Genomic DNA, 12,705 nt, shown 5'->3' on the forward strand with positions numbered 1-12,705 from the left:
TAGAATTATCTGATTTTGTAATAAGTGTAAAAAATAAAAATCGCAAGGAAATACCATTAACGGTGCAGTTTAGTGGAAGAAGGATTTTCATTTACTATGATGAAATATGTAATCAAGATGAGATATAAGAAGGGGACTTAAATACTATAAAAATGTTTTGTAGTATGAATGAAAGGGAGGAGAGCTAACTTGGAGATCACAACAGAAAGATTAATAATTAGACCTTTCAAGAGGACTGATTTACAGGATGTATTTGCTATTTATAATAATGATGATACATGTAAGTTTCTATTACATAATAAATGGACTCATGAAGACATGCAGGAGAGATTTAATAAGAAGCTAGCAAATAATGTACTTACTAAAGAATCAATATTAAGTTTGGCAGTTATATACAAGACTAAAGTAGTTGGTGATTTATCTGTATGGTATACCAATATGAAAGACACTGTTGAGATTGGTTATAGTTTTTCAAATGGAGTAGCTGGGAGAGGTTTGGCAACAGAAGCAGTAAGGAGTTTGGTATTTAAATTATTTAATGAATGTAATGTACATCGTATACAAGCTAATCTTGATGCACGTAATACCGCTTCACAAAAATTGTGTGAGCGAATAGGTATGAGAAAGGAAGCACATTTCATACAAGATTTTTGGAATAAAGATGAATGGACAGATAGTATTGTATATGGAATGCTATCCTCTGATTTGTCATAATAAACGTAGTGATTTTATTATGCTAAAGGGTGCGTGAGTTGAATAACAAAGGGCATAACCTATTATATGTGACTAATAGGTTATGCCCTTTCATGTATTACTCTTTTTTATATGCGTTTGAAACGGCCGACAATTTCAACTGTTTCAGTAATGTTCATAAATGCTTTGTTATCCACTTGACGGATAATACGTTTCATTTCGCCTAACTCATAGCGAGTCACGACAGTGTAAATCATTTTTTTCTTATGGTTTGTATAGCCGCCGACAGCATCTACCATTGTCACGCCACGTATGCCGTGATGTAGTAGGGCGCTTTTTATTTCCTCGCCTTTTTCTGTAATTGTCATTATCGTTAATTTAATATGTTTCGTATGCACAGCATCGATCACTTTGCTGACTACAAATCGACTAATTAACGTATAAAGTGTAATATCCCATCCGAAAATAAATCCTGCTACAACAAGTAAGATTAAGTTAAATCCGAAGATGATTGCTCCAATTGAAACGTCGCGATATTTCGCTACAATTAATCCAACAACATCAAATCCACCTGTTGAAGAAGCAAATCGGAATATGATTCCTGAAGCTGCTCCGCAGATTACACCACCGAATACAGAAGACAGTAAAATATCATCTGAAACTTGGTGTACAGGGATAATGTTCATCGCTAACGATGATACAGCTACAAAGTACGCTGTTAAAAAGGTTGTCTTCTTGCCTAAGTAAAAGTGACTTAAAATAAGAAGAGGAATGTTTAGTAAAAAGATAAGTGCACCGATATTGTAGTGCATTAAATAACCGATAATCATCCCTACTCCAGCAAATCCACCGCTAATCATGTTATGCGGGATAAAGAACATATTCATAGAAATTGCATACAAAATAGAAGCTACGAAAATAACAACCAACTGTATGATAAATTCTAAGTGAAATGTTTTAGCTGCTGGGAAGGATAAAAAGGCGGTGTCGGGAACGTAATCGGCGTCTCCTAGTTGACCCATAGTATGTTTCATCTCCATATTCATTTTTGATTACAAGAAGAGAATAAAGGTTTTTTCAAAAACTGGCAATAGTTTTATTATAATGCAAAAATTTTATAAATTTCTAATAAATCAAGCCTATTCATTGATGTGTGTGAATATACTAAAGAAAGCGAATACAATGTTTCTTAATTATTGTTTTCTTGAGAAAATATGCAAAATACTTTTTTTTGACGATAAAAGGAAATAGAGAATGTTTGCCGAATGTGCTAAAATGACCTTATTAAGGATGTGAAGCGATGGAATTTTTATTGCAGGATGCAATTCTATATATATCGTTTGTAACGACAGCACTTTGTTTATTAGAAGTTTTCTTCCTTGCTAACGTTTCTCGCTTTGTGCGTCAACAAGCATCGAGCGGTAGACAAAGAGCTTTTGCGTTAGTTGATACATGTGAAGATAGTGCGGGGAATGTACCGCTATTTTCGATTTTTTATAAATATGGAATGATTCGTTCTGTACGCAGACAAGAATCAAGTGAAGAGAATGACGAGGTCGGTCCGTATACACCAATGTTTCGCTAAATAATTACGAAACATTGGAGGAATGAACATGTTAAAATCATACCGAGCTGTGCTCGTTAGTTTATCATTATTACTTGTTTTTGTTTTATCTGGTTGCAGTAATGCAGCCCCAATTGATGCACATAGTACGGGAATTTGGGATCATTATTTCGTATACCCAATTTCGTTTATGATTCAATTTGTTGCTCATCATATACCGGGAGCTAGCTTTGGGATTGCTATCATTATTATGACGCTCGTTATTCGTTCAGCAATGATTCCATTAGCTGTTTCGCAATATCGTAGCCAAGCGAAAATGAAAAAAATGCAACCTGAATTACAGAAGCTAAAGAAAAAATACGGTGATGTAAGTAAAGATCTTGAAAAACAAAAGCAGTATCAAAAAGAAATGTCAGAGCTAATGAAATCAGGCGGTTGGAATCCACTTGCTGGTTGCTGGCCAATCTTTATACAAATGCCGATTTTCTCTGCTTTGTATTATGCGATTAGCCGAACAGAAGAGATTCGCACATCTTCGTTTTTATGGGTGAACTTAGGACATGCAGATCCTTATCATATATTACCGATTATCGCAGCATTAACGACATTTATTCAGATGAAAGTTTTCCAATCTAATATTACAGCTGGAGAACAAGCACAGATGCTGAAAATACAACAAATTATGATGCCGGCGATGATTTTATTTATGGGATTTGCGGCGCCATCAGGACTTGTGTTGTACTGGATAACAGGTAACTTATTTACAATGACACAAACAATTGTATTAAGAAGAATAATGGAACGTGAAGAATTACAATTACAAAAAGCATAGAACAACGCCGCTCGGGATGAGCGGTGTTTTTTTGTTAAGTCGTTAAGGAAATTTTAAGAAACCAACATTACTATAGGCATTGTATACGAAAGTGTACATGCTTTAGAAATATGAAGGAGGAAATTTCCTATGAAGAAGAAAACAGTTGGGTATTTAGCGATTGCAGGTGCTTTATCATTCGGAATCATTGGAGGAGTCGGTATCCCGGCATTCGCGGCAACGAATACTCCAGCAGCTGAGCAAGCTACAAAAACGGCGAAAAAAGATTTAGATGACGCTACAAAACAAAAAGTAAAAACGATTATGGACGATACAAAGAAACAGTTAGAGGAACTAGGCGTAAAGCTTCCAGAGAAAGAAAAACATAAAGATATGTTTGCGGGATTAGATGATCAAACGAAAGAAAAAGCGAAATCAATTTTAGAGCAAGAGAAATCCGGCAAATTAACACGTGAACAAGCAAAAGGGGAATTAACGAAGTTAGGCGTGAAGTTCCCAGAAAAGGGTAAGCATGGAGACATGTTTGCGGGATTAGATGAAGCAACAAAAGAAAAAGCAAAATCGATTTTAGAGCAAGAGAAATCCGGCAAATTAACACGTGAACAAGCAAAAGAGGAATTAACGAAGTTAGGCGTGAAAATGCCAGAGAAGGGTAAGCATAAAGACATACTTGCTAACTTAGATGAAGCAACAAAGGAAAAAGCAAAGTCTATTTTTAAACAGGAAAAGTCCGGAAAATTAACACATAAGCAAGCAAAAGAAGAATTAACAAAACTAGGTGTGAAACTTCCAGAGAAAGAGAAGCATGAAGACATGTTTGCAGGATTAGATGAGGCAACAAAAGAAAAAGCAAAATCGATTTTAGATAATGAAAAGAAACAATTAGAGGCATTGAATGTGAATCTTCCACATCATAAGTTTTTTATGAAAAAAGATGAGAAATAATTGAGCGAAGTCGTATCTTTCGTGTGGGCAACCGAAAGATACGTGAGAGGACCGATTTCTATTAGCAGAAATCGGTCCCTTTTAATGATTCAATAAAATTTTTTTCATTGTTAGTATGTATCCAAAGACGCAGTAGAAGATTGCAAAACCGATAAATACTTCTGTATATTGGTATTTACCTAATACGTAGAAGGAAGCAGCTGGTATAATAGCTACTGCTAAAATACTATAACCAGGATACTTGTGTCTGTACATGATAGCGAATAGAAAAGAAAGAACTGTAGCAATGATACAAAAAGCAGCAATCATTATTGGTGCACCTCCTATATGAATTATACCATTTTTAGGGAATTAGAGAAGTGTCGTAAATTCTGTTATAATATAAGAAGAGAAACATTTCGTATGTTATATAAAAAATATATTGATTTTTTCTAACAATTCAATATAATGAACAATAACTACAAAATTCGACATCAAGAAGTGATGATGAGGACACGATCAATTTTTTACGATTCTCAGAGAGGGAAGCCTTTGGCTGTGAGCTTCCTAATACGAAAAAATGGATTACCACCTCTGAACTGCAGCAGTGAACGAACATCTAGTAATTGCTTGCCGGCAAAAACCGTTATTTAGACTTGAGAAATTGGTGAAGTGTGTTACTTTACGAATTGAAACAAGGGTGGAACCACGAATATAACACTCGTCCCTTTTTTAGGGAGGAGTGTTTTTTTATTTCATTTTTGCATCACACTAGGATTGGAAGGAGGATACGCAGCATGCATCATGATGAGAAGAACAAGATTGGTTTAACGGTAGCACTTTCTATCGTAGTAGGAACGATTATTGGATCTGGTGTGTTTATGAAACCAGGGAGCGTATTAGATTACTCGGGGAGTTCTAATATGGCAATTCTTGCTTGGGTAATTGGTGGTCTGTTGACGCTAGCAAGCGGTTTAACAGTAGCTGAAATTGGAGCGCAAATCCCGAAAAATGGTGGGTTGTATACGTATTTAGAGGAGATTTACGGAAGTTTTTGGGGATATTTATCAGGCTGGATGCAAACGATTGTTTATGGACCAGCTATTATTGGAACATTGGGGTTGTATTTTAGCTCTTTAATGATTAACTTCTTCTATTTAGATAAAGTATGGAATTTACCAATTGCAATTGGAACAGTTGTGTTCCTTGGCGTTGTAAATAGTATGGGAACAAAATATGGAGGTATCGTCCAAACAGTGACGACAATCGGGAAAATGATTCCGATTGTATTAATTGTCGTACTAGGTTTTTGGAAAGGAAATAGCGATATTTTTAACGTAGTTGTGCCGATATCAGAGAATCAAAGCATCGGGATGGCAATTTTAGCAACGTTATTTGCTTATGACGGCTGGATTCTACTTGCGTCAATTGGCGGAGAAATGAAGAATCCAACAAAGTTATTACCGAAAGCAATGACAGTCGGGATTTTAATTGTAACAGCTGCTTACGTATTAATTAATTTGGCATTATTAAATGTATTACCAGCAGTGGAAATTGTGGACCTTGGAGAAAATGCAACAGCGACAGCTGCGGGCATGCTACTTGGTGAATATGGTGGAAAAATTATTAGTATCGGTATTATCGTGTCTATTTTCGGTTGTTTAAATGGAAAGATTTTAACGTTTCCGCGTATCCCGATGTCGATGGCAGAACGTGGACAGCTTCCATTTGCTAAGTTTATTGCAAAGGAAAGCCCAAGATTTAAAACACCAGCAAATGCGATTACTGTTGAAATTATTTTAGGAATTATTTTAATGATTATTAGTGATCCGAATAAGCTATCTGAGATTTCCGTATTCATTATTTATATTTTCTATGTAATGACGTTTATTGGTGTCTTCATTTTAAGAAAACGCAATAAGAATAAAGAGCGTGCATATAGTGTACCGTTATTCCCAATCGTACCAATCGTTGCGATTTTCGGTTCACTCTTTGTAATCGGTAGTGCAATTATCAATGATCCGATAAGTTGTTTCTTATCAATTGGAATTGTTTTTACTGGACTTCCGGTATATTGGTATTTAAATAAGAAGAATAAAGTGAAACTTTAATCAGTGGGGGTCTTACTGCCCATTAAAGTCGGACAAAACTGAAGTATCATGATTGAAGGGTAGGCGTATAATACGCCTACCTTTTTTACTGTAAAAAAATTGTACTTGTTTTCAATTTCTATTTTGGTTACTATAGTCGTAGTAACCAAAATAGAAAGCGTGGGGAAAGACTTGAATTTTCGTGTGTATATTTTAGCTATCGCGGCTTTCGTAGTCGGAACGGTTGAGCTAATTATAGGAGGAACGCTTGATTTAGTTGCCAATGATTTAGGAGTATCTATTAGTGCGGCTGGTCAGCTTATAACAATATTTTCAGTAGTATTTGCTTTATCAGGTCCAGTTTTATTAGCGGTAACTGGAAAGTTTGAAAGAAAAAAATTATATATTGGGGCATTATCAATTTTCTTAATCGGAAATATTATTTCAGCATGTAGTGTGAATTATGGGATGTTAATGTTCTCAAGGGTTATTTGTGCGGCGAGTGGTTCGCTTATTATTGCACTGTCAGTAACACTTGCTTCTAGCGTTGTAGAACCACATTTTCGTGCGCGTGCAATTGGAATCATCTTCATGGGGATTAGTGGTTCACTTGTACTTGGAGTACCGCTTGGCCTTGTACTCGGAAATGCATATGGATGGCGTGCACCATTTGTACTCATTTCGATCTTAACAGTAATGGCAATCGCATGTATTTCATTATTCTTAACGAAAGTACCACCAACATCAGTGCTATCGATAAGAGAGCAAATCGCTACGTTAAAAGATAAAAAAATTGTCAGTGCACAGTTAACATCATTTTTATTTTTAACGGGTCATTTAACGCTATATGCATATTTAACACCATTTTTAAAAGATGTGATGCATGTTGAGGCGAATTGGATTAGTGTATTTTACTTCATTTTCGGAGTTGCAGCGGTACTTGGAGGCGGCCTTGGGGGGGTGCTTGCTGATAAATGGGGATCGAAGAAAAGTATTGTTTCCATCATTATCGTATTTGCATGTGCAATCTTTATGTTGCCAATGATGACATTCTCATTCCCACTCTTCATTATTATGATGGGAATTTGGAGTATGCTGAGCTGGGCTATTTCGCCAGCACAACAAAATTATTTAATTGAAATTGCACCAGAATCAGCTGGTATTCAGCAAAGTTTAAATAATTCTGCCCTTCACTTAGGGATTGCGCTCGGTTCAACAGTAGGCGGAGTGGTTATTGAAAAATCATCTGTTATATATAATGCTTGGGTAGGAGGCGGCTTTATTATATTAGCGCTGCTTTGTGCGATTTTCTCGATTACGAGAGGACGTTCTGCTCAGTTAGCAAAGGAAGAATCTATCGTTTGATAGGTTCTTTTTTATTTGTAAAATTTTGCAGGTTTTAGTAAGTGGATGGAGAAAATTGTATATAGCGGGGTGATGGAGAATGATGTCTAATTTCTCGGTATTGGGCATAATAATTGCGCTACTACCGATATTGATAGTTTTTGTTGTATTAAGATGGGTTCGTTTCATCTATCAAAATTCAGAGAAACAAGTAGAGCAAAATGAGAAAATGATTGAGCTGTTGATGGAGATAAAGGAAAAAGATAAGTAATATATATTTGTTTAACATTTGTTTCTCGTAAGTTATGAAGGCACTTATAAAGTGCTTTTTTATTATGTTTAAAAATTAAAAATATGTAATGTTCATTTGTCAATAGCAGCATGACAACAAACAGTTTTAAAATTGCTTATTACTTTGAAACTTTCTCAACAATTCGACAGGATACTACAAAAAAACCACCTATTCTCTTTTTTTCACTATAAGTACAATGAAACAGTAAGATTGTTTCATGTAGAAATTTATATATGGTGGTGGGGAGAATGAAACGAAAGATGGTAGGAAAATGGTTTAGTTTTTTAAGTGCTCTTATTATTTTATTAGGAATTGCAATGCCGCAAGTGAAGGCAGAAGTAATGAACAGAGAAACATATAAAATGGATTGGAGTTATAGTAAGTCGAAACAGCGTGAAATAAAGACAGAAATAATTAAAACAGCTTCGGGTAGTATTGCGTATTGTTTAACGCCTGATTTGCGTTCTCCAAATGGAGATGATTTGCCTGAGATGGGGAAATCATCTGATGCCGTATATCGTGTTTTATTAAATGGATATCCTCAAAAAAGCCCATCTGAATTAGGGGTAGCGACAGTAGAAGAGGCGCATTATGCTACACAATTGGCGGTATGGATTGCAGCAAATGAATTAACGGAAGAAGATTTAGTTGCAAAAAATGAACCAGTACATAATCTTATGAAGCGTTTAGTAGAGGCTTCAAAAAAAGAAACTGGATCACAAAATATATTTTTTAAAGTTAATCCTGTAGATCCACAAACTGCTACACAAAAAGGTAATTATTTAGAAACAGGATTTTATGCAGTGCAAACAAATGCAGTTTCTGGCTCTTATACAATTCTTCCTGAAAATGCTCCTAAAGGGCTTCGAATTGTAAATGAAAATGGAGAAGAAAAAAGTACATTATCAATTAACGAAAAATTTAAAATATTAATCCCGAAAGATACGAGTAGTGGTAATTTTAAAATGAAAGTGAAGTCTACTTTAACAAATTTACAAGCAATAGCTTTTAAAGGATCAGAAAAAGTTCAAAATACAACGGTATTGTTACAAAGAAATAGTGAGAAAATCAGTACAGATTTAGTTGTAAATTGGGAATCAGTAGGCTCCTTAAAGATTATGAAAGTAGGAGAAAAAAAGGAATTATTAAAAGGGGCTGTGTTTGAAGTTTCTAATGAAAACTTTAAACAAAATGTTATGACTAATGATAAGGGGATTGCGGAGTTAGGCAATCTTCCAATCGGTATATATAGCGTCAAAGAAATTCAAGCGCCAGCTGGATATGTGTTAGACGGAAGTACAAAAAAAATTGAAGTAAAAACTGGTGAAACTGCTGTATTAGAGTTGAAAAATGAAAATGTAAAAGGTGAATTAGAAATAACGAAAGTAGATATAGCGGATGGAAATACGAAGTTACCGAACGCAGAATTTACAATCTACAATGAACAAGGAAAAGAAGTAGTAAAAGGGAAAACGGATGAAAAAGGTATAGCGAAATTCAAACTACCATACGGAAAGTACACGTATAAAGAAACAATCGCGCCAAATGGATATGTAATAAATGAAGAGACATTCGCCTTTGAAATAAAAGAGGATGGAGAAATTATTAAACATATCGTTCAAGATAAGAAAATAGAAGGTGAATTAGAAATAACGAAAGTAGACGTAGGGGATGGGAATACAAAATTACCAAATGCAGAGTTTACAATCTACAACGAACAAGGAAAAGAAGTAGTAAAAGGGAAAACGGATGAAAAAGGTGTAGCGAAATTCAAACTACCATACGGAAAGTACACGTATAAAGAAACAATCGCGCCAAATGGATATGTAATAAATGAAGAGACATTCGCCTTTGAAATAAAAGAGAATGGCGAAACTATTAAACATATCGTGAAAAATAAGAAAGAAGAAAAAACATCGCTTCCTCCTAAGCCAAATAAGCCAACACCGAATGGAGAAGTGAAACCTTCCGTTGATGTGAAGCAGGTGCAACAACCTAGTGCTCATAATGAAGTGCGTTTACCAGCTACAGGCAGCGTCGGCAATGAATTTACAGCTTTATTCGTTTTGGGAATTGGTTTTATTATTGCTGGTGCATATGTTTTAAGGTTGAAAAATAGAAAAGAAATGTAGAAAAAAACGCCTCGTAATAGAGGCGTTTTTTAGTATCTCAACTTCCTCAACAAACTCTTAATTTCCTCATCTTGCATAAAGAGATCATGGTGTTTCTGGGTAATTTTTGCAAGCGCAACGTCGTGATGGAAAAATTCTATGAAGAACTTCACGAAAGGTTGTGACATTGTTTTCATCGCTTGCCATGACTCTTGCTCTACGCCAGCAAATAAAATTTCGCGGTCGTCAACGATGAGTAGTAAATAGCGCTCTAATGCGTTAGGTTCTTCAGCTGGAATTAGAAAATGCATGTTTTCTAAATTCGTTTCTACTTCTCCAACTATAAGAGACTCGATTTGGATGCCTTGTTTTGCCTTTTCTTCTAATAAAGGAAGGTATTCCGAAAGAGTATCATTCCAAGCTGAAATAAGAATGGACTTTTTTGCACCTTCGATGAGTTCTTTACTTTGAACGCGAATAGAAGATTGCATTTTTAAGCTCCATACACGGTCATCTGTAAAGGATTTTTTTGATATATTCGTTTCCAATTCTTTAATATTTGATTGAAATTCTGTCGTTAATTTTTCAATTGCTAGCTTGAGTGGTAATGCTGTATATAGCTTTTTCTTTTCTGAAACAGAATCCATTACCATCCCTTTATCGATCAGTCGTGATAGCACTTCATATATTTTTGCTTTTGGAACACCAGAATGCTTCACGATCGTTGTAGCATCTAAAGGTTCGTTGCTCGATACGACAACTTCATAAGCTTGGCTTTCATATTGTGAGAAACCGAATTTTTGTAACATAGTTACCTCCGAACGAATGAGATTGTATATTTTAAGGATAATGAACTATTTGTTTTTGCACAAGTGGTAGTGGTTTTCTATTCAAATTGAGATGAGAATTAATTTCAATTTTTTAATTTTATCCATTATACTTAATATAGTGATTAATACAATTGCAATACAACGAGAAGGGTAATTAACTGTTACGATTTATTTAACCAATTATAACGAAAGTTAATTAAATATATCAGTAAGCCCTGCTAGTCAAGTGATTGGCTAGTAGTGAGGGTTAACTGCGGGCAATCCCTAAAGCTGATTGAACTACAACGTGGCCAGAAATGGTGAGCGTGAATGTCGCGAAAGCAGAAAAAATCAATCAGATCGTGCAAGGTTAAATCCTAAACACTAGAACAATGGGTCTTCCGCCTCGAATCATCTAAGTCAAAATGGATAAGATGAACGTTCAACGACTATCTCGTATAACTGACGAGAGTACATCACAAGCCTATGGTGGTGGAAAAATCCTCTATCTTTAAGTAGATAAACATATAGTCTGCGCTCATGTGAAAACATGAGAAGTTCATAAGAGAACTGGCTAAGGAATTGCGCCCTTAGTTGAACAAGATAAATTTTATTAAATCTATCAAACTTCATTGAAAGTATCGAACATACGTGCTATGTTAGGTTTAATGAGGTGAGAATAATAATGAAATTTTCACGAGTTAGTCAAGTATCAGAATTAACAGGTTTGCATCCGAGTAGTCTAAGGAGAATGCTGGTGGAACACGCTACGATTCAGAAGAACAAATCTTTCATTAAAGGAGTTACATTCTGATGATATTGGCGAAGAAAGTTAGACTGATTCCAACGCCTGAACAAGAACAAGTGCTTAGAAACCATGCTGGTGCTGCAAGATTCGCTTATAACTATTGTAAAAGAATGAGTGATAGATATTATAAGCTATTTGGAAAATCTGTTTCACAGTTAGCTTTACAGAAACGATTTACAAAAATCAAGAAGCGAAAGAGATATGAGTGGTTAAAAGACATCAATGCACAAGTTCCTAAACAGGCTTCAAAAGATTTTAATACGGCGAGAAAACATTCGTTCAAAAAGTACAAAAATGGTTATCACACTTCTTATAAATCCAAAAAAGATTTAATCCAAGGATTTTATGCCAATTATGAAAGACTGATTATAGGAAAGAAAGTAGTTCATATTCAGTCCATTGGAGTAGTGAAAACAAGCCAACAACTACCAAGAAACAAAAAACCATCCAATCCAAGAGTTACCTTTGATGGTCGTCACTGGTGGATTAGTGTAGGATTCCAAGAAGACTTTGAATTACAAGAACTAACAAATGAGTCGATTGGTGTGGATGTTGGTTTAAAAGAGCTTTTTGTAGCTTCTAATGGTATGAAAGAACGAAATATAAACAAAGATGCCAAGGTTAAAAAACTTTTGAAAAGGAAAAAAGTCAGCACAAAGAGATATGTCTAGGAGATTTAAAAAAGGTGTAAAAATTCAATCTGCCGGATATGAAAAAGCTAAAGCTGAGCACCTGCGGTTATCTAGGAAAATTACGAATATCCGAAATAACCATATCCATCAAGCAACAGCTAAATTGGTGAAAACCAAACCAATGAGGATTGTTGTGGAAGACTTATCTATCTCAAATCTGTTAAAAAACAAAAAACTATCGAAAGCATTTTCATTTCAAAAATTAAACTTCTTCTTTCAATGTTTATCATACAAGTGTGAGAAGTACGGCATTGCGTATGTAAAAGCTGATAAATGGTTCGCTTCAAGCAAGATTTGCTCATGTTGCGGAGTTAAATACGACCATTCAGTTCAACCAGAAGGACAGTGGAGTTTAAAGATTCGTGAATGGGACTGTGTTGGGTGCAATAGCCATCACGATAGGGATGTAAATGCTGCGATAAATTTATCAAGATGGGTAAAATAAATGCTTGATAATAGGAGGTAACGATACTGCCTCGTGTGGAGTGTTATACCCCTCGTCCCTTCGGGGTTGCGAGAACACGATGAAGCACTAACTCGTGTAAA

The 12,705-nt window shown here is 35.3% G+C and carries 11 protein-coding genes, 1 pseudogene and 1 other annotated feature; of the genes and pseudogenes, 9 read left to right on the forward strand and 3 right to left on the reverse strand.

The genetic code is table 11. The annotated features are described in order from the left end of the window. Nucleotides 1–189: 189 nt before the first annotated feature. The gene (locus tag Q9B79_RS19365) at nucleotides 190–714 is read left to right on the forward strand and encodes a GNAT family N-acetyltransferase (RefSeq protein WP_306186745.1); all 525 of its coding nucleotides are present in this window, start codon (nucleotides 190–192) and stop codon (nucleotides 712–714) included. Nucleotides 715–821: 107 nt separating this feature from the next. Here Q9B79_RS19365 and Q9B79_RS19370 read toward each other — a convergent pair whose 3' ends face one another. Beyond that, on the reverse strand, nucleotides 822–1,715 hold the full coding sequence (locus Q9B79_RS19370) for a YitT family protein (protein WP_000530036.1): 894 nt from the start codon (nucleotides 1,713–1,715) through the stop codon (nucleotides 822–824). A 278-nt stretch (nucleotides 1,716–1,993) separates the two neighbouring features. On the opposite strand from Q9B79_RS19370, the gene Q9B79_RS19375 reads away from it, so the two are divergent. From Q9B79_RS19375 to Q9B79_RS19385, 3 genes are all read left to right on the forward strand, one after another. After that, on the forward strand, nucleotides 1,994–2,278 hold the full coding sequence (locus Q9B79_RS19375; RefSeq protein ID WP_000394930.1) for a hypothetical protein: 285 nt from the start codon (nucleotides 1,994–1,996) through the stop codon (nucleotides 2,276–2,278). Nucleotides 2,279–2,306: 28 nt separating this feature from the next. Then, complete coding sequence (gene yidC / locus Q9B79_RS19380) at nucleotides 2,307–3,089, forward strand: membrane protein insertase YidC (protein ID WP_306186751.1); 783 nt, start codon at nucleotides 2,307–2,309, stop codon at nucleotides 3,087–3,089. A 129-nt stretch (nucleotides 3,090–3,218) separates the two neighbouring features. Beyond that, nucleotides 3,219–4,034: a hypothetical protein gene (locus Q9B79_RS19385; protein ID WP_306186753.1), complete on the forward strand. Its 816-nt coding sequence runs from the start codon at nucleotides 3,219–3,221 to the stop codon at nucleotides 4,032–4,034. 81 nt (nucleotides 4,035–4,115) lie between these two features. Here the strand turns inward: Q9B79_RS19385 and Q9B79_RS19390 are convergent, their stop codons facing one another. Continuing rightward, on the reverse strand, nucleotides 4,116–4,343 hold the full coding sequence (locus Q9B79_RS19390) for a hypothetical protein (protein WP_306186755.1): 228 nt from the start codon (nucleotides 4,341–4,343) through the stop codon (nucleotides 4,116–4,118). A 165-nt stretch (nucleotides 4,344–4,508) separates the two neighbouring features. Beyond that, nucleotides 4,509–4,745, forward strand: a binding site (T-box leader). A 65-nt stretch (nucleotides 4,746–4,810) separates the two neighbouring features. Between Q9B79_RS19390 and Q9B79_RS19395 the strand changes: the two genes are divergently transcribed. The 3 genes from Q9B79_RS19395 to Q9B79_RS19405 all read left to right on the forward strand — a co-directional run bounded on the left by Q9B79_RS19395 (nucleotide 4,811) and on the right by Q9B79_RS19405 (nucleotide 9,871). Next, a complete protein-coding gene (locus Q9B79_RS19395) occupies nucleotides 4,811–6,124 on the forward strand; it encodes an APC family permease (RefSeq protein ID WP_306186757.1) in 1,314 nt (437 codons plus the stop codon). Nucleotides 6,125–6,223: 99 nt separating this feature from the next. Beyond that, the gene (locus tag Q9B79_RS19400; protein ID WP_306186759.1) at nucleotides 6,224–7,468 is read left to right on the forward strand and encodes an MFS transporter; all 1,245 of its coding nucleotides are present in this window, start codon (nucleotides 6,224–6,226) and stop codon (nucleotides 7,466–7,468) included. A gap of 519 nt (nucleotides 7,469–7,987) precedes the next feature. Continuing rightward, nucleotides 7,988–9,871, forward strand: coding sequence for an MSCRAMM family protein (locus tag Q9B79_RS19405; RefSeq protein WP_306186761.1), 1,884 nt, complete (start codon nucleotides 7,988–7,990; stop codon nucleotides 9,869–9,871). Nucleotides 9,872–9,900: 29 nt separating this feature from the next. On the opposite strand, the gene Q9B79_RS19410 is transcribed toward Q9B79_RS19405, so the two are convergent. Beyond that, nucleotides 9,901–10,659 carry a TrmB family transcriptional regulator gene (locus Q9B79_RS19410; protein ID WP_306186763.1) on the reverse strand — a complete coding sequence of 253 codons (759 nt, stop codon included), beginning with the start codon at nucleotides 10,657–10,659 and terminating at the stop codon, nucleotides 9,901–9,903. A gap of 685 nt (nucleotides 10,660–11,344) precedes the next feature. Between Q9B79_RS19410 and Q9B79_RS19415 the strand changes: the two genes are divergently transcribed. Together Q9B79_RS19415 and Q9B79_RS19420 are read left to right on the forward strand one after the other, a co-directional pair. Next, on the forward strand, nucleotides 11,345–11,473 hold the full coding sequence (locus tag Q9B79_RS19415; RefSeq protein WP_000672785.1) for a hypothetical protein: 129 nt from the start codon (nucleotides 11,345–11,347) through the stop codon (nucleotides 11,471–11,473). Beyond that, nucleotides 11,473–12,604 (forward strand): annotated as a pseudogene (locus Q9B79_RS19420) (RNA-guided endonuclease InsQ/TnpB family protein). The gene Q9B79_RS19415 and the pseudogene Q9B79_RS19420 overlap by 1 nt, the downstream one beginning before the upstream one ends. Nucleotides 12,605–12,705 lie beyond the last annotated feature (101 nt).

Origin of the sequence: Bacillus sp. MHSD_36 (genome assembly GCF_030757775.1) — a bacterium.
Lineage (GTDB): Bacteria > Bacillota > Bacilli > Bacillales > Bacillaceae_G > Bacillus_A.

Coding starts and splice junctions, on each gene's coding strand:
- Q9B79_RS19370 (WP_000530036.1), bottom strand. CDS start 1,715: ATGGGTCAACTAGGAGACGCCGATTACGTTCCCGACACCGCCTTTTTA.
- Q9B79_RS19375 (WP_000394930.1), top strand. CDS start 1,994: ATGGAATTTTTATTGCAGGATGCAATTCTATATATATCGTTTGTAACG.
- yidC (WP_306186751.1), top strand. CDS start 2,307: ATGTTAAAATCATACCGAGCTGTGCTCGTTAGTTTATCATTATTACTT.
- Q9B79_RS19385 (WP_306186753.1), top strand. CDS start 3,219: ATGAAGAAGAAAACAGTTGGGTATTTAGCGATTGCAGGTGCTTTATCA.
- Q9B79_RS19390 (WP_306186755.1), bottom strand. CDS start 4,343: ATGATTGCTGCTTTTTGTATCATTGCTACAGTTCTTTCTTTTCTATTC.
- Q9B79_RS19395 (WP_306186757.1), top strand. CDS start 4,811: ATGCATCATGATGAGAAGAACAAGATTGGTTTAACGGTAGCACTTTCT.
- Q9B79_RS19405 (WP_306186761.1), top strand. CDS start 7,988: ATGAAACGAAAGATGGTAGGAAAATGGTTTAGTTTTTTAAGTGCTCTT.
- Q9B79_RS19410 (WP_306186763.1), bottom strand. CDS start 10,659: ATGTTACAAAAATTCGGTTTCTCACAATATGAAAGCCAAGCTTATGAA.
- Q9B79_RS19415 (WP_000672785.1), top strand. CDS start 11,345: ATGAAATTTTCACGAGTTAGTCAAGTATCAGAATTAACAGGTTTGCAT.